This window comes from Bacteroides sp. AM41-16 (genome assembly GCF_003603495.1).
GTDB classification, from domain to species: Bacteria; Bacteroidota; Bacteroidia; order Bacteroidales; family Bacteroidaceae; genus Bacteroides; species Bacteroides uniformis.
Map to the genome: position 1 here is coordinate 77,221 of NZ_QTNE01000010.1, position 16,505 is coordinate 93,725.

General features: G+C 50.8%; 10 protein-coding genes. 4 read left to right on the forward strand and 6 right to left on the reverse strand.

Going from position 1 to position 16,505, the window contains the following annotated elements; all coding sequences use genetic code 11:
• Positions 1-747: 747 nt before the first annotated feature.
• Positions 748-1,101, reverse strand: coding sequence for a 50S ribosomal protein L19 (rplS, locus tag DW896_RS10925; protein ID WP_009037787.1), 354 nt, complete (start codon positions 1,099-1,101; stop codon positions 748-750).
• 259 nt (positions 1,102-1,360) lie between these two features.
• Between rplS and DW896_RS10930 the strand changes: the two genes are divergently transcribed.
• The 4 genes from DW896_RS10930 to DW896_RS10945 are packed head-to-tail and all read left to right on the forward strand — an operon-like array spanning position 1,361 to position 9,152.
• A complete protein-coding gene (locus DW896_RS10930) occupies positions 1,361-2,131 on the forward strand; it encodes a 5'-nucleotidase C-terminal domain-containing protein (RefSeq protein WP_005834787.1) in 771 nt (256 codons plus the stop codon).
• A 22-nt stretch (positions 2,132-2,153) separates the two neighbouring features.
• On the forward strand, positions 2,154-3,071 hold the full coding sequence (locus tag DW896_RS10935) for a bifunctional UDP-sugar hydrolase/5'-nucleotidase (protein ID WP_009037789.1): 918 nt from the start codon (positions 2,154-2,156) through the stop codon (positions 3,069-3,071).
• 1 nt (position 3,072) lies between these two features.
• On the forward strand, positions 3,073-6,087 hold the full coding sequence (locus DW896_RS10940; RefSeq protein WP_119993234.1) for a glycoside hydrolase family 3 N-terminal domain-containing protein: 3,015 nt from the start codon (positions 3,073-3,075) through the stop codon (positions 6,085-6,087).
• A 20-nt stretch (positions 6,088-6,107) separates the two neighbouring features.
• Positions 6,108-9,152, forward strand: a complete 3,045-nt coding sequence (locus DW896_RS10945; protein WP_005834792.1) for a glycoside hydrolase family 3 N-terminal domain-containing protein — start codon at positions 6,108-6,110, stop codon at positions 9,150-9,152.
• A 108-nt stretch (positions 9,153-9,260) separates the two neighbouring features.
• On the opposite strand, the gene DW896_RS10950 is transcribed toward DW896_RS10945, so the two are convergent.
• The 5 genes from DW896_RS10950 to DW896_RS10970 all read right to left on the reverse strand — a co-directional run bounded on the left by DW896_RS10950 (position 9,261) and on the right by DW896_RS10970 (position 16,375).
• Entirely contained in the window at positions 9,261-9,890 is a 630-nt protein-coding gene (locus tag DW896_RS10950; RefSeq protein ID WP_005834794.1) for an outer membrane beta-barrel protein, read from the reverse strand.
• A 123-nt stretch (positions 9,891-10,013) separates the two neighbouring features.
• Positions 10,014-10,652 carry a DUF4136 domain-containing protein gene (locus DW896_RS10955; RefSeq protein ID WP_005834796.1) on the reverse strand — a complete coding sequence of 213 codons (639 nt, stop codon included), beginning with the start codon at positions 10,650-10,652 and terminating at the stop codon, positions 10,014-10,016.
• Between the two features lie 191 nt (positions 10,653-10,843).
• A complete protein-coding gene (locus DW896_RS10960) occupies positions 10,844-12,859 on the reverse strand; it encodes a glycoside hydrolase family 97 protein (protein ID WP_119993236.1) in 2,016 nt (671 codons plus the stop codon).
• Between the two features lie 6 nt (positions 12,860-12,865).
• Positions 12,866-13,870: an aldo/keto reductase gene (locus DW896_RS10965; protein WP_119993238.1), complete on the reverse strand. Its 1,005-nt coding sequence runs from the start codon at positions 13,868-13,870 to the stop codon at positions 12,866-12,868.
• An 18-nt stretch (positions 13,871-13,888) separates the two neighbouring features.
• Positions 13,889-16,375, reverse strand: a complete 2,487-nt coding sequence (locus DW896_RS10970; protein ID WP_119993241.1) for a GH36-type glycosyl hydrolase domain-containing protein — start codon at positions 16,373-16,375, stop codon at positions 13,889-13,891.
• Positions 16,376-16,505: the final 130 nt, after the last annotated feature.

The window sequence follows — 16,505 nt, forward strand, 5'->3', positions numbered from 1 at the left end:
GGGAAACTGATAAAGGAGGGGATATGTCAAAACTCCCCTTCTATCGAAGTCACCCTCGCTACACCTATCTGTGGCGAGGGTGATTTTTAGTTTATGAGAGTTTCGACACACCTTTTTTTCTTTGGTGGCACATATTCCTCAGCAATAAAGTTATGCACAAGTTGCTTCCACACTTCCACCCATTCTCTGTATCCCTTTATTCATCGGGGTTGCGGATGCTGTGGAAGCAACTTGAAAAGGTGGAAGCAAAAGTTGCTTCCACCTTAAATTTACGCCAAATAATCTATTAATGTCTTGTAGTACAATAAATTAATAGGATATGGGGCAATTTGCCAATATCGTGTAAACAAGCTATTGGTTTCCTGCAAACACGGTATTAACTTCGTAAAAGCCCGTGCGATAATAGGTGGAAGTCAGGCTTTTGGTATGGATAAGATAGGTATTCAGTATAGGCAAGCTATGCATATGAGAGCTGTTTAACGACCGTGAGGCGTTCGCCTAACGGCCATAAAGCACCTTGTTGACGGTCGTTAGCAGAGCGCCTCACGGCCGTTGGGCGCTGATAAACTAACATATCAGCAAGAAGGAAGGCTTATGTGAAAGGAAAGGAGCGCAGGCTTACAATGTTTTGAATGAGGGAGTAGCAGTAGAGTATCGCATGGTGTGTATGTCTACTGTGTATATCACTAAAAAAGGGAAACCGACATTGTCAGTTTCCCTTTTTTATTTCGAAATAGGAGTCTGGAATTAACCGTTAACTCTTTTTTCTTTGATTCTTGCTTTCTTACCGGTAAGAGCGCGCAGGTAGTACAGTTTAGCGCGACGAACTTTACCCACTTTGTTCACTTCGATGCTGTCGATAGCCGGTGATTCAATCGGGAAAATACGTTCTACGCCTATGGTTCCTGACATCTTACGTACTGTAAAACGCTTCTTGTTTCCATGTCCGGCAATCTTGATAACAACACCACGGTACAGCTGTACACGTTCCTTGTTACCCTCGACAATACGATATGCTACTGTTACAGTGTCACCTGCCTTGAAGCTCGGGTGCTGTTTTCCGGTAGCAAATGCTTCTTCTGCAATTTTAATTAAATCCATTGTTTTTATTATTAAATTGTTTCATCGTTACAACGCAACATACCAGGCTTCTCTCTTGGTGTCCTGACAGCGATTGCGCGAAAGCGGTGCAAAGGAACGAATTATTTGCCAGATACACAAGTGCTTCAAGCTTTTTTTCGCCAGTTGGGATGATTTTTGAGCGTTTCATTCTGCTAAACGCAAGTCTAAATAATCGGTTAATTGTGTGGCTCAGTCGCAAAAGAAAAGTATATTTGTAGCAATTTAAAACTAAATGAATATGAAGAAACAAACTTTCAGTCTCCTTTCGGGGGCAGTGTTGGCGGTTGCGCTTCTATTGGTTTCCTGCCATTCTTCCTACGAAGTGACCAAGGTAGAGGGAGGCAGAATTCCCATGAACTCTGTCTGGGATGCCGAGCCGGATGCCGAAGCCGTGGCTCTGCTGGCGCCCTACAAGGCCCGGATGGACAGCGTTATGTATCATGTGGTGGGAACCGCAGAAATGTCGATGGACAGATTCCGGCCCGAAAGCCTTTTATCCAATCTGATTGCAGATGTACTGCGTGAGGCTGCGGTGGAAGTGCTGGGCAAACCGGCCGATATGGGGCTAATCAATATCGGTGGAATCCGGAACTCCCTGACGGAAGGAGACATCACTACCGAAAACATCTATGAGATATTGCCTTTTGAGAATTCGCTCTGTGTGCTGACGATGAAAGGCTCTGCCATGAAGCACTTGTTTGAAAACATTGCGGTGAGACTTGGTGAAGGGGTGAGTGGTATACAGTTGGAAATCAGCAAGGATGGCAAGCTGCTCCAGGCTTCCATTGCCGGCAAGCCGGTGGAGGATGACCGTGACTATACGGTTGCCACGATTGATTATCTGGCTGATGGAAACGATGGAATGACGGCTTTCCTGCAGGCGGATAAAAGGGAGTGCCCGGATGGGGCTACACTGCGTGGTCTGTTCATGAAGTATGTGGAGAAGCAGACGGCAGCCGGCAAGAAGGTGACTTCGCGCATGGAGGGAAGAGTGGTCGTTAAAGAGTAAGCATTAAAAAAACAGAAGTTCTATGAAACATATGTATTCCTTGGCAGCCCTGCTGCTTTTCATGCTCCCCGCATCGGCACAGCAAGAGGGGCGTGTCATTACTGAAGAACCCCTTTGCCTGGTGTCCGCCGATTCTGTATCGTCCGGCCAATCCGGAAAACAACTGTTTATCCTGCACACCAGCGATACGCACAGCCGTATAGAACCCATCAGCGCCGAGGCTGCCGACGAGTATGCCGGGATGGGCGGTGTGGTGCGCCGTGCCGGTTTTGTAAAGCAGTTTCGCGGCAAGCATCCGGATATGTTGCTGCTGGATTGCGGAGACATCTCGCAAGGCACCCCTTATTATAACTTTTTCAAAGGCGAGCTGGAGGTCAAGATGATGAACCTCATGGGCTATGATGCCATGACGATAGGTAATCATGAATTTGATTTCGGACTTGAGAATATGGCGGAATTGTTCCGTATGGCGGATTTTCCCGTGGTCTGTTCCAATTATGACGTGACGGGTACGGTACTCGAAGGACTGGTGAAGCCTTATATCACCTTGGTGCGCGAAGGGGTGAAAATCGGTATCTTCGGCCTGGCCCCCAAGATGGAAGGGCTGGTGCAGGCGGATAAATGCGTAGGCATTGTCTACAACGACCCGATAAAGGTGGCCCAGGAAATGACAGACCTTCTCAGGGAGAAGGAGAATTGCGAGGTTGTGATTTGCATGTCTCATTTGGGTATCCGCAGTGCAAATCCCGAAGGCGCTTCCGACGAGAACCTGGTAGGCAAGACGCGTGGCATTGATGTCATTTTGGGAGGACATTCGCATACTTTTATGGAAAAGCCTGCCGTTTATCTGAATGCGGACGGCAAGAGCGTTCCCGTGCTGCACACCGGAAAGAGTGGCATCTACGTAGGAGAAATGGTACTTACTTTAACTGAAAAATAGCATGATGAAAAGACTCACCCTCCTTTTATGGGTTGCAGGATTGTTTATATTGGGATTATCTTCACTTCACGCCCAGACGGGAGGCCCGTTTCTTCCTTCGGCTGCAGACAACCGGTGCCGGCAATGGGTGGACTCCGTGTTGTCAGGTCTGAATGTACACGAAAAAGTGGGGCAGCTCATCGTTGCCACCATTCCGGCCAGAGCAGACAAGGCCACGAAAAAGCAGATGCGCGAGCTGGTAAAGAAATACAAGGTCGGTGGCTTGCTGTTTTCCGAAGGTACTCCGGAAGAGCAGGCTATCTTGACCAATATGGCCCGGAAGGATGCCAAGATTCCCGTTATGGTTACTTTCGATGGAGAGTGGGGACTGTCAATGAGGCTGAAAGGCGCTCCGGACTATCCCCGTAATGCCGCCTTGGGATGTATCGAGGACAATGGCCTGATTGAAGAATATGGACGTGAGGTGGCCCGCCAGTTTCGCGAATTGGGGGTACACGTCAATTTTGCACCCGATGCGGATGTCAATACGAATCCGCTGAACCCGGTGATACACGTACGCTCCTTTGGCGAGAACCCGCAGCGGGTGGCGGAAAAGGTGGTGGCATACAGCCGTGGGCTCGAAAGCGGGGGCATACTTTCCGTTTGCAAGCATTTCCCCGGGCATGGCGACACGGATGTGGATTCTCATAAGGCGCTTCCCGCCTTGCACTACGACCGTGCACGCCTGGACAGTGTGGAGCTTTATCCCTTCAAGGAAATGGTACGTGCCGGATTGGGGGGTGTCATGGTAGGCCATCTGCAAGTGCAGGCGCTGGACCCGGACGGGGTGACTCCTTCTTCCTTGTCGCGGAATGTGGTGACCGGGTTGTTGAAGGATGAACTCGGCTTTAAAGGGCTGGTGTTTACCGATGCCTTGGACATGAAGGGTGTGTCTGCCATTCCGCAGGTAACTACCAAAGCGCTGCTGGCGGGAAATGATATGGTGCTGGTACAGTTCAATACGAAGAATGCGGTGCAGGAGCTGGTAGATGCAGTGGAGTCGGGACAACTGAGTAAGGACGAACTTGATGCCAAGTGCCGCAAGGTATTGATGTACAAGTATATGCTTGGTTTGAGAAACCGCCAGCCGCAACTTCGGGTCAGCGGAATGAGCTATCGCATCAATACGGAGGAAGCGCAGGCGTTGGCTGCCAAGTTGCGCCGTTCGGCAGTGACTGTATTGAACAATTATTTCGATGTCCTCCCGCTGGCACCGGTGGAAGGTGATATTGCCGTGCTCAGCATCGGAGAGAAGGAGGCGGATGCTCCCTTTGTGGAAGCTATGAAAAAGAATGCAGGCATCAGCCATTTCCACTTGCCTTGGAATGCCGATGAGGCTCTCTGGCAGGAAGTGCAGGGGCAGTTGGCTGCTTTCCGTCGCGTGGTTATCAGCATCACCGGTTCGGCTTATGTCAGCGACCGTGATGTGGCCTTTCTGGAAGGCTTGAACCTGCGTGCTCCGCTGGTCTATACTTTTTTTACTTCTTACCGTACATTGCAACCTCTGATGCCCGCACTTGCCAAATCTAGCGCTGTGGTGCTGGCACATTCGGCAGAGACGGATTTGCAGCAATACGTGGCTGATGTTCTTTTTGCCAAAAAGCCGGCCAGTGGCAGAATGTCGATGAGTATCGGTAAACTGTTTCCAGCGGGAACGGGCTGTATGATTGAGCCGGGCATGAAACCGGGGAAGACTGTTCCGGAAGATTACGGCATGAAATCGTATGTGCTGCAAAGTATCGATGCCGTTGCCCGGAAGGGACTGGAAGCGGGAGCTTATCCCGGTTGCCGCGTGCTGGTGTGGAAAGACGGACTGCCGGTATATGACAAAGGCTTCGGAACCCACTCTGATAAGGATACCACTACTGTCCGTTCTTCGGACCTTTTTGATTTGGCTTCGCTGACCAAGACTACGGCTACGTTGCTTGCCGTCATGAAACTGTATGATGAGGGCAAGATAAAACTGGATGACAAGGTTTCCGCTTATCTGCCCTTCTTGCGCAATGGCAACAAGCGGAACATTACCATCCGCGAACTTTTGTTCCACGAATCGGGGCTTCCTCCCTATATCCGCTTCTACCTGGACATCATAGACCCGAATTCGGTACACGGCCCGTACTCCCAGAGTTGGGTGGACGAGTGGCATCGTACGCAGGTAAGCGAGCATAGCTATTATTGTTCCGATTTTAAGTTCCGGAAAGGGATGGTGTCCGACAAGAATACACCGGCCTATACTCTGCACATGGCAGATGGCATGTGGCTGAACAAGAGTTTCAAGAATTCCATCCTTCAGCGGATAGCCAAGTGCGAGTTGGATGGCAAACGTTATGTTTACAGCGACCTCGGCTTCGTGCTGTTGCAGCAGGTAGTGGAGAAGGTGACGGAGCTGCCGATGGATTTGTACCTTGCCCGTGAGTTCTATGCCCCGATGGGATTGCAACGTACTATGTTTCTGCCTTTGACGAAGTTCACTAAAGCGGAAATCATGCCCACGGCATCCAATGACTTCCTGCGTCGCCAGGATATATGCGGATATGTGCATGACGAGACTGCTGCCTGCATGGGTGGGGTGTCCGGTAATGCAGGACTTTTCTCTACGGCCGAAGAGGTGGCAAAGGTTTATCAAATGTTGCTGAACGGCGGTGAATTCAATGGCAAGCGTTTCTTGAGTAAGGCAACCTGCCGTTTGTTTACGACGGAGAAATCCGCCATCAGCCGTCGCGGTCTGGGATTCGACAAGCCGGATGTATCCATTGTGAAGCGCAGCCCTTGTGCTCCTTCCGCTCCGGAAGCAGTATATGGACATACCGGATTTACCGGTACTTGTGCTTGGGTGGACCCGGAAAACAAGACAGTGTATGTATTCCTCAGCAACCGCTTGTGCCCCAATGTATGGAACACGAAACTGGGTGACATGAATATAAGAAGAGATATCCAGGAATTGATTTATAAAAGTATTATTCCGCAAATCCCCTAAAAACAATCTATCTATAAGGAATGAAGAGAATATACCTGCTTGCCTATATCACTATATTGTGTTGTCTTTGTCCGCTTCTGAAAGCGCAGCTTGGCCCGATGCCGTTTACTCCGGTGCCGCCGAACGACCCTTCGCTTGTACGTCTCTTGAACAGTGACGTGCGGTGCAGGCAGTGGGTGGATTCCGTCATGCAGCGTCTGACTCTGAAAGAACGCATCGGACAACTGTTCATCTATACGATTGCCCCCCAGCAGGACAAGGCCAACAAGGAACTGCTGCGTAAGGTGGTGGAGGACTATAAGGTAGGCGGTCTGTTATTCTCCGGCGGATTGATGCAGAACCAGGTGATGTTGACCAATGAGGCGCAGCGGATGGCGGAAGTTCCGCTGATGATTACCTTTGACGGTGAATGGGGACTGGCTATGCGCCTCCGCGGTACTCCGAACTTTCCGCGAAACATGGTGCTGGGCTGCATACAGAACGATACACTGATTTATGAATATGGGCGCGAAGTGGCCCGCCAATGCCGTGAACTGGGGGTGCAAGTGAATTTTGCTCCTGTAGCGGATGTGAATATCAATCCCAAGAATCCGGTTATCAATACCCGTTCCTTCGGTGAAAGTCCGTTCAATGTGGCGAACAAGGTTGTTGCCTACTCCAAAGGGTTGGAGGATGGTGGTGTACTTTCTGTCAGCAAGCACTTTCCGGGGCATGGGGATACGGATGTGGATTCTCATAAGGCGTTGCCCGTGCTGCCTTTTACCCGTGCCCGTCTGGACAGTATAGAGCTTTATCCTTTCAGAAAAGCCATTCGTGCCGGATTGGGAGGAATGATGGTGGGGCACTTGGAGGTGCCTACCATAGAGCCGCAAAAGGGGCTCCCGTCTTCGCTTTCGCGTAAGGTAGTTTCCGGTCTGTTGGTGAATGACCTCGGCTTTCAGGGGCTTGTCTTTACAGATGCCCTTGCCATGAAAGGGGTATCGGGCAATGAAAGCATCTGTTTGCAGGCGCTGAAAGCCGGCAATGATTTGCTGCTTGTCCCCCGGCGTATTAAGGAAGAAGTGGAGGCTGTGCTTGCCGCTGTGAAAAAAGGGGAGCTGACAGAGAAAGAGATAGAGGCGAAATGCCGTAAAGTACTGAAATATAAATATGCCCTTGGGTTGGAAAAGAAACCCCATGTACAGCTTTCAGGTTTGGGGACCCGCATCAATACTCCGAAAACGCGTGATTTGATGCGCCGGCTGAACTTGGCGGCCATCACTGTGCTGGATAACCGGGACGAGGTACTTCCGCTGGACCCTTCCATCGGTGAAGTTGCCGTGCTCAATGTGGGAGAAGCGCAGGAAATCCAGCCGTTCCTCAAGGAACTGTCGCAGTATACCCGTCCTGTGGAGTTCCATTTGGGCAAGAATCTGCCGGAGGCTGACGGGAACCGTTTGAGGAATGCGCTGGCCAAGTACAAACGTATTCTGGTCTGTGTCACCGAACACCGTTTGACGCCCTATCAGAATTTCTTTGCAAAGTTCGCTCCTGACGTACCGGTGGTTTATCTGTTCTTTATTCCTGGCAAGCAGGTATTGCAGATAAAACAAGGGGACGCTGCTGCTGAAGCGGTGATTTTGGCACACTCCTCCAACGAGGAGGTACAGCGGCAGGTTGCCCGGATTGTTTATGGCAGCGCTTGTTCAGAGGGACGCTTGTCTGCCAGTATCGGTAGTCGGTTTGCTGCCGGTGCGGGAGTGACGCTGACTCCTCAAAGCGCCCCCCGCTTTGTACCCGAAGAGCATGGTATGAATTCCCGTCTGCTGGCTGAAATAGACAAGATAGCTGAAGAAGGCATTCGTGAAGGGGCTTACCCCGGTTGCCAGGTGGTGGTGCTGAAGGATGGTAGGGAGATGTATAATAAAGTTTTCGGTACCCACGTCTGGAACGAGGCCGGAAGCAAGGCGCTTCCCGTAAAGAAGACGGATGTATACGACATCGCTTCGCTGACAAAGACCACAGCCACGCTGCTTGCTGTGATGAAGTTGTACGATGGCGGACGCCTCAATCTTACAGACCGGGTGTCGGATTATCTGCCTTTCCTACAGGATACGGACAAGAAGAATATTACGGTACGCGAACTGCTGATGCATGAATCCGGTCTACCTTCTACCTTGCTATTCTATCAGGAAGCGATTGATGAAGAGAGCTACACCGGCACTTTGTTCAAGGCACGTCCCGATGCCCGGCATTCCGCACGCATCGGACGGCAGACTTGGGCGAACCCTAAGTTCCGCTTCCGTCAGGGACTGACGTCGAAGGTGCAGACACCGGAATATACGATGCAAGTGTCCGACAGCCTTTGGCTGAACCGTTCCTTCAAGCAAGAGTACTTGCAGAAGATTGTGGATACTTCGCTTAGAGATAAACGTTACCGTTATAGTTGTGTGGGCTTTATCTTGTTGCAGCAGTTGGTCGAGGCGCGCACCGGCATGTCTATGGACGAATATCTGGCCAAGGAATTCTATACTCCGATGGGATTGGAGCGTACGGGGTATCTTCCTCTGCGCTTCTTGAAGAAGGAAGATATTGTACCTTCATCAACAGATCCTTTCTTGCGTAAGACTACCTTGCAAGGATTTGTACATGATGAATCTGCAGCTTTTCAGGGCGGCGTTTCCGGTAATGCCGGGCTGTTCTCCACTGCCGGAGAAGTGGCAAAAGTCTATCAGATGCTGCTGAATGGGGGTGAACTGGACGGTAAACGCTATTTGAGCAAGGAGACCTGCAGGGTATTTACTACCACCGTCTCAAGGATAAGCCGCCGGGGGCTGGGATTTGATAAGCCCGACCGGCATAATCCCCAGAAGAGTCCCTGCGCAGAGTCTGCCCCTGCTTCTGTTTACGGTCATACCGGTTTCACGGGCACTTGCGCCTGGACAGACCCGGAGAACGGCTTGGTTTATGTCTTTTTGAGCAACCGCACCTATCCGGATGTGTGGAATAACAAGTTGATGAGGCTGGATATAAGGACGAGGATTCAGGAGGCGGTATATAAGGCGATGCTGAGAGGAAAAAAATAATTGGTACAAATTAAAAAGAGCCTCCCTTGCTCACGCAGGAAAGGCTCTTTTCTTCTTCAATTTTGAAACAATTAAATTCTATCTGTTAAGCTTTAAGTGTGTGTCTTATCAGAACGCAATACCTACGCGCAGACCGAAATTACTCAAACCGTCTACGCTGTACGTAAAGAGGTCACCTTTGTTCGTACCGTAGCTGTAATAGGCTGCGAAATGCAAGCCCGGTCCATAAGCCCAAGGATACACATTGAAACCAATTTCAGGAGATACATAGAAACCCCATGTATCTTTGTTGGCTTCGAATACGTTGAAAGTTGACTTCAACTGTGCATATTCAGCACCCAGTTTTACACCGGCATACGGCTGGAATGCACCTCCACGGTTCCATACATAGCGGGAGGCCAGACCGAAAGGCAACTGGAATGCAGTGTGCTGCTGGTCGGTATTCAGACTGCCGCCTTCGCCTACGGGAAGTGTCTGGCGACCGAAATACTCATGGTTGCTATGGTAGTTCAAGAAAGCTCCCAATGCAAAATTGTCTGTCAGGAAGTAACCGCCTTCAAAATTCATACCCCAGCCGCTTGATTTGTCGGCGAAGTTGTTGCTGAGGGGAAAGTTATATTGCCAGTCGATATTGGCATAACCGTTATCGGTCATCTGTGCCTTCGTCGGTAGGGCGAAGACGAGAGCAAGAGCGGCAACCGCAAATACTCTCAAGGAAAGATATTTTATTGTTTTCATACTTTGTTCTTGTTTTTTGGTTCAATGGCAACTTCCCAGTCCGGAAAGGATGCTGCCGTATTATTCTTGTTACCTTAATATTGGGTAACCCGTCATTTGTCACTTATAGCTCGTAGCTTGTCACTACTTGTTAGTCAGGTAAGTTGATTGAGTGAAAGCTTGGTTCACACCTTGCACGGCAAGTTTGGTATTGACAGAAGTAGAACCACTCAGCAAGCCGCTCATATAGCTGGTCCACAGAACAGGAAGTTTCTCGCTCTGGCCTTGCGGCGCCTCCAGATTCAACAATTCGCTGATAAAGGAACCGGTACTGTAGGAATAGTTCACGGCATAGGGATAATACCATCCGCCCCAGTTGCCCCAGTAAGGAGCATCCCAGTAGCCTGGATAGTTCCACCACCATTCGGGACGTCCGTAGTCGGTGAAGTAATAGGTACTTCTGACATAGCTTACCTGCAAGCCAAGGTCGGCTTCTTCCCGGTCATCCACACGGATGTAGCCGCGGCTGTTCATGTTAGCAACATAAGCGCTGAGAATTTCCTGGGCATTCTCATCTTTCCAGTATTCGGCGTTTTCCTTATCACCGATGACCAGAATGCTGTCCGGCAAGTAATAAGTTTCGAAGGTTTTGAAATCCGCCTTCTTGTCATAGTTGGTATAAACCAGATAATTATTGTCCAGCTTATCCATGTCAGGGTCTTTTTCGCAAGATGCAAGCGTCACTGCAAAGACCGCTAATAATAGGGGAATAAATTTCTTCATACTTTTATAATTGTTTAGGTTTAATATAAATTCCTGCCCTATGGTACCTTAGGCTTTTGTGAGAAAAAACAAGATAGGATATAAAAGGTTCACGTAGAGGTATGTTAAAAGTGATAAAGGAATAGGGTGACAGCACTTTTAACGTAACTGTCACCCTATTGCACTTATCATGTCATTACTTTATCACCCTATCATCTTTTCCATATCCGTGCTGTCCATCCTCCTCCGGGTGCCATGTGTATGTTCAGCTTGTCTCCCGAGGTCACGGTGCGTACTTCTTTCTTGTAGTCGGTTGCTTCCCGGTCGGCATTGATGCCGTCGGAAAAGATTTCGGCTTCGTAACTTCCTTCTCCGAGGAAGGAAAGGTCGATGGTACAGTCGCGTGGTGTCCAGTCGGTCATGGAGGCGATGTACCAGACGTCTCCCTTGCGGCGTGCCAGTGTAAGGTATTCGCCTACTTCACCGTCCAGTGCCACGGTCTCGTCGAAAACGGTAGGCACTTTGGCAATGAAGTCCGTGCATTCCTGCTCCTTCATATATTTGCTGGGGCTGTCGGCAAGCATTTGCAGCGGGGCTTCGAAGAGGGTGTACATCGCCATCTGGTGGACGCGCGTACCCTGGCTCATCGGATGGTCGTTGACGGCACGGAAGGTTTCGCGGGTTGCGTTCATTGTGGCTCCCGGTGTGTAGTCCATCGGGCCTATAAGCATACGCAGGTAGGGAGCAGTCACGTCATAGCGTGGGAAGTTGTGGAGGGGGGCTCCGTTCACTATCGGTTCCCATTTGGCGTTCTCCAATCCCTTTACACCTTCAAAGTTCAGGACGTTGGGATAGGTGCGCTGTATACCGTATGGCTTGAGGCCATGCAGGTCCAATACCAGGCGGTGCTCGGCGGCGCAGGCTACAATACGTTCTACAGACTGTACCAGTGGCTGGTCGTCACGGTCGAAGAAGTCTATCTTGAAGCCTTTGATACCCATCTGTGCATAGTGGCTGAATGCAGCTTCCGTATCTTTGGCAGAGTTTCGCCAGCTTGCCCAGAGAATGATGCCGACGCCCTTCTGGTTTCCGTAGGCTACCAGTTCCTTTAAATCGATATCCGGATTCAGGTCTTTCAATAAGGATTCGTTTCCGCTCCAGCCGTCATCGATGATGATATATTCCAGGTTGTTGTCGGCGGCAAAGTCGATGAATGCCTTATAAGTCGGGGTGTTCATGCCGGCTTTGAAGTCTACGCCAGTCAGGTTGCAGGTGTTCCACCAGTCCCAAGCCACTTTGCCGGGTTTAATCCAGGAAATGTCTTTGATGCGGCAGGCGGGGGCAAGACGCTGTGCCATGTCATTGTCGGCAAGCTGCGTGTCCTTTTCGGTGACGAGCACCACACGCCAGGGGAGCTCCTGCTTGGCACAACGGGCGATGTAGTCTGCACGTTTTGTCGGTATCAGGTTCAGCCGGTTGTGTCCGCCGATTATTTCTTCCAGCGGATAGGGGGCAAATGCTGCCTGCAGTCCTTGACGTGTCTGGGGATTTACAGTGAGGAACATGCCGGGATAGTTTTCCAATCCGGCTTCCATGATAACGGCTTTCTTTCCTCCGTCCAGGCAAACCATCAGTGGGGTGATGGAGAGTGAGTCGGTGTGCATTTTGGACAACGGGGCTTCGTCGTAGTAAGACTCGAAGGAGAAGCAATAGCGCTCACCATTGCGGTTGTCGTTTATGTAAGGTACAAATGCTTGGTAATCCTTGTCGAAATTGAAGTCCGCTGTTTCGTTGAGGACGATAAACGGCTTGTTCTGTTCGGAAATGAAGCGATAGGCAGCGCCGTCATCGTATGCGCGGAACTGTACACTGTAGCCTCCGCGGCATTTCAGTGTCAGCTGGTTGTAGACATCCTCCACACTTGCCTTTTTGTAGAGGGGAGTGGGGAAGGAGGACTCCACGGACTTGCGTTCTGCACGGATTACTTTTACATTTTTACCGAAAGTTATTGCTTTCTTGGCTGATTTTTCATCTCTGCCTTGCAGGGCGATGGCAGAGGGTTGCAGCACCGTGGTTCCGTTGTGTGCTATCTGCCAGGTGAGGGCTTCTCCGGCATCTACCGTAACGGATAGTTTTCCGTTGGGTGATGCAAGTTGGTATTGCTGTGCACGGACCGTGCCCAAGCAAAGGAATAATAAACAAAAGGTTTGAATAAGGAGGCTTTTCATGTTGATTTATTTTTGAATGATTTTCTTTATCTTCTCCAGTTCCTCGGCAGAGAAGTCTGTATTTTCAGTCGCTTTCAGGTTATCTGCCAGTTGGGCAACGGAGCTCGCTCCGATGATGACGCTTGTCACCAGGTCGTCCTTCAACAGCCAGGCAAGTGACATCTCGGCAAGGGTTTGCCCGCGTGAGGCAGCAGCTTCGTTGAGTGCCTTGATTTTTTGCAGCGTCTCGTCGGTCAGTGCTTCTTTCTTCAGGAAAGCCCCCTTTGCCATGCGCGAATCTTCGGGAATACCATTCAGGTAGCGGTTGGTCAGCAGGCCCTGTGCCAACGGGGAGAAGGCGATGAAGCCGGTCCCGTTCCCTTTGGCTTGCTGCAGGATACCTTCTTCTTCCGGTTCGCGGTTGAAGAGATTGTATCTGCCTTGATAGAGCAGGCAGTGTACATCCCGTTCTTCCAGGTATTTGTAGGCAAACTCGGCCGCCTCTTTGGGATATTTGGAGATTCCTACATAGAGTGCTTTGCCTTGCCGTACGATATCAACCAGTGCTTGCAGGGTCTCTTCAAGCGGAGTAACCGGGTCGTAGCGGTGAGAGTAGAAGATGTCCACATACTCCAGGTTCATCCGTTTCAGACTTTGGTTGAGGCTGCTCATCAAGTACTTGCGTGAACCCCACTCCCCGTAGGGGCCGGGCCACATGTCGTGTCCGGCCTTGGTGGAGATGAATAGTTCGTCCCGATAGGGCATGAAGGATTTCTTCATAATCATTCCGAAAGTCTCTTCGGCGGAACCGTAGGAAGGACCGTAATTGTTGGCGAGGTCGAAATGCGTGATTCCACGGTCGAAGGCATAGTGCGCCATGGCCTGGGAATTGGCAAATGTGTTCACGTCACCGAAGTTGTGCCACAATCCGAGTGATATTTCCGGCAGCAGGATGCCGCTTTGCCCGCAACGGCGGAATTTCATGCCGTTGTCATAGCGTTCGGGCGCTGGAGAATAAATAGGGTTTATCATGATATTGTATTTTGTGGGTTACCCCATTATTACTTCTACTGTATGCGTGCCCGGCAGATGGTTCACCACATTGCCTTCTATCGGCTGGCCGTCTACTGTGACGGACTTGATGCCTTTGCATACACCATCGGGATTCTTCACGGTAATATGATATTCCGCTCCGCGGAACTTGCGCTTCACGTTGAAGCCTTTCCAGTCTGACGGGATACAAGGATTGATTTCCAGACCTTCATACGAAGGCTTGATGCCGAGTATGAATTGCGTGATGGCATACCACATCCAGGCAGCCGTTCCAGTCAGCCAGCTGTTCTTGCCTTCACCGGGGCGGGCGGCGTCCTTGCCGGCCACCATCTGGCAGCATACGTAAGGTTCTACTTTATGCAGGGCACTGTGCTCTTCGGTGTACGACGGGCATATCTTGCGGAAATACTCCCAGGAACGGTCACCACGTCCCAGTACGGTTTCTCCGATGATGACCCACGGGTTGTTGTGGCAGAAGATACCCGCATTCTCCTTGTAGCCGGCGGGATAGGTGGAGATTTCTCCATACTCCACAACGTAGCGGGTGAAGGGCGGATTGTTGAGTACAATACCGTGCTCGCAGTCCAGGCGTTCCTTTACGGAGTCCAGCGCTTTTTTTACCATGCCTTCTTCCAGTCCGATGCCTGCCATGGTGCACCAGCCTTGCGATTCGATGAAGATTTGTCCTTCTTCGTTCTCTTTGGAGCCTACCTTGTGGCCGAAGTAATCGTAGGCGCGCAGATACCAGTCACCGTCCCAGCCATGTTTTTTCACGGCTTCCACCATATTGTCTATATAGGTTTGCGCTCTGTTTGCTTCGTCGTCTTTACCCAGGCGGCGGCATAGTTCCACATAGTCGCGTCCGCATACGACGAACAAGCCGGCAATCATCAGCGATTCTGCCTGGCTGCCTTCCGTCTGGTTTTCTGTGGTCTGGAAGGATTCATTCGGATCCCAGGAGAAGCAGTTCAGGTTCAGGCAGTCGTTCCAGTCGGCACGGCCGATGAGGGGCAGCATGTGAGGGCCGAGGTTCTCGATGACATGGTTGAAGGAGACGCGCAGGTGCTCGAACAGAGACACTTCCGAACCTTCTTTGTTGTCGAAGGGGACGGGCTCATCCAGGATACTGAAGTCTCCCGATTCCTTGATGTATGCCACCGTACCGAAGATAAGCCACATGGGGTCATCGTTGAAGCCGCCGCCGATGTCGTTGTTGCCGCGTTTGGTCAGCGGTTGGTATTGGTGGTAGCATCCTCCGTCGGGGAATTGGGTAGAAGCTATGTCGATGATTCGTTCGCGGGCTCGTTCCGGTATCTGATGCACGAAGCCCACGAGGTCCTGGTTGGAGTCGCGGAAACCCATTCCACGACCGATGCCGCTCTCGAAGAAAGAGGCGGAACGGGACATGTTGAAGGTAATCATGCACTGATACTGGTTCCAGATGTTCACCATGCGGTCCAGTTTTTCTTCGTCGGTCTTCACGACGTAGATGTCCAGCAGGCGGTCCCAGTAGGCTTTCAGTTCGGCAAAGGCAGCATCTACTTTGGCGGTAGTGTCGAAGGCCGAAATCATCGCCTTAGCCTTTACCTTATTTATAATAGGTGAAGAGGGTACACTCTGCTTGAACGCTTCATGCAGAGATTCTTCACGTTCCTCGAACTTTGCCTCCTGCTTGTTTTCCACATAGCCCAGCAGGAAGATGAAGTCGCGGCTTTCGCCGGGTTGCAGTTCTACTTCCAGATAGTGCGAGGCGATGGGACTCCAACCGTGGGCAATGCTGTTGCCCGGTCTGCCTTCTACTACCCGTTCCGGGTCGGCAAACTCGTTGTAGAGTCCCACGAATGTTTCGCGGTCGGTATCGAAACCGTCTACGGGTGTATTGACACTGTAGAAGGCGTAGTGATTGCGGCGTTCCTTGTATTCCGTCTTGTGGTAGATGACAGACCCGTCCACTTCCACCTCTCCCGTGGAGAAGTTACGCTGGAAGTTCTCCATGTCCGTAGCGGCATTCCACAAGCACCATTCGGCAAAGGAGAATAGTTTGAGTTTTCTCACTTTGGCAGAAGTATTCCGCAAGGTCAGCTTCTGCACCTCTCCCCAGGTCTTCAGTGGGACGAAGAAGAGCAGGCTGGCTTCGATGCCGTCTTTGGATCCGGTGATGCGGGTGTAGCTCATGCCGTGGCGACACTCGTAACTGTCGAGTGCAGTCTTGCAGGGCTTCCAGGTGGGAGACCATACGTTGCCGCCTTCATTGATGTAGAAGTAGCGTCCCCCGTTGTCCATCGGCACGTTGTTGTAGCGGTAGCGGGTGATGCGGCGGAACTTGGCGTCCTTGTAGAAGGAATAGCCTCCGGCAGTATTGGAGATGAGTGAGAAGAAATCTTCATTGCCCAGGTAGTTAATCCATGGCCAAGGTGTCTTGGGGTCGGTAATGACGTATTCGCGGTTGTCGTCATCGAAATATCCGAATCTTTTGTCTTGCATATTATTTCTTGTATTTAGTTTGATACATTCTTCATTAGTTGTGCCATCCGGCCATTTTCCCGGAAGCACGCTTCAAATTTAAAAACTTTTCTCCTATCACCCTTGTTTGCCCGGCGTGTTTTTTCCCCTC

Bases quoted from the DNA above. Each gene is read 5' to 3' on its own strand.
- rplS (WP_009037787.1), bottom strand. From the start codon at position 1,101: ATGGATTTAATTAAAATTGCAGAAGAAGCATTTGCTACCGGAAAACAG.
- DW896_RS10930 (WP_005834787.1), top strand. From the start codon at position 1,361: ATGAAGAAACAAACTTTCAGTCTCCTTTCGGGGGCAGTGTTGGCGGTT.
- DW896_RS10935 (WP_009037789.1), top strand. From the start codon at position 2,154: ATGAAACATATGTATTCCTTGGCAGCCCTGCTGCTTTTCATGCTCCCC.
- DW896_RS10940 (WP_119993234.1), top strand. From the start codon at position 3,073: ATGATGAAAAGACTCACCCTCCTTTTATGGGTTGCAGGATTGTTTATA.
- DW896_RS10945 (WP_005834792.1), top strand. From the start codon at position 6,108: ATGAAGAGAATATACCTGCTTGCCTATATCACTATATTGTGTTGTCTT.
- DW896_RS10950 (WP_005834794.1), bottom strand. From the start codon at position 9,890: ATGAAAACAATAAAATATCTTTCCTTGAGAGTATTTGCGGTTGCCGCT.
- DW896_RS10955 (WP_005834796.1), bottom strand. From the start codon at position 10,652: ATGAAGAAATTTATTCCCCTATTATTAGCGGTCTTTGCAGTGACGCTT.
- DW896_RS10960 (WP_119993236.1), bottom strand. From the start codon at position 12,859: ATGAAAAGCCTCCTTATTCAAACCTTTTGTTTATTATTCCTTTGCTTG.
- DW896_RS10965 (WP_119993238.1), bottom strand. From the start codon at position 13,870: ATGATAAACCCTATTTATTCTCCAGCGCCCGAACGCTATGACAACGGC.
- DW896_RS10970 (WP_119993241.1), bottom strand. From the start codon at position 16,375: ATGCAAGACAAAAGATTCGGATATTTCGATGACGACAACCGCGAATAC.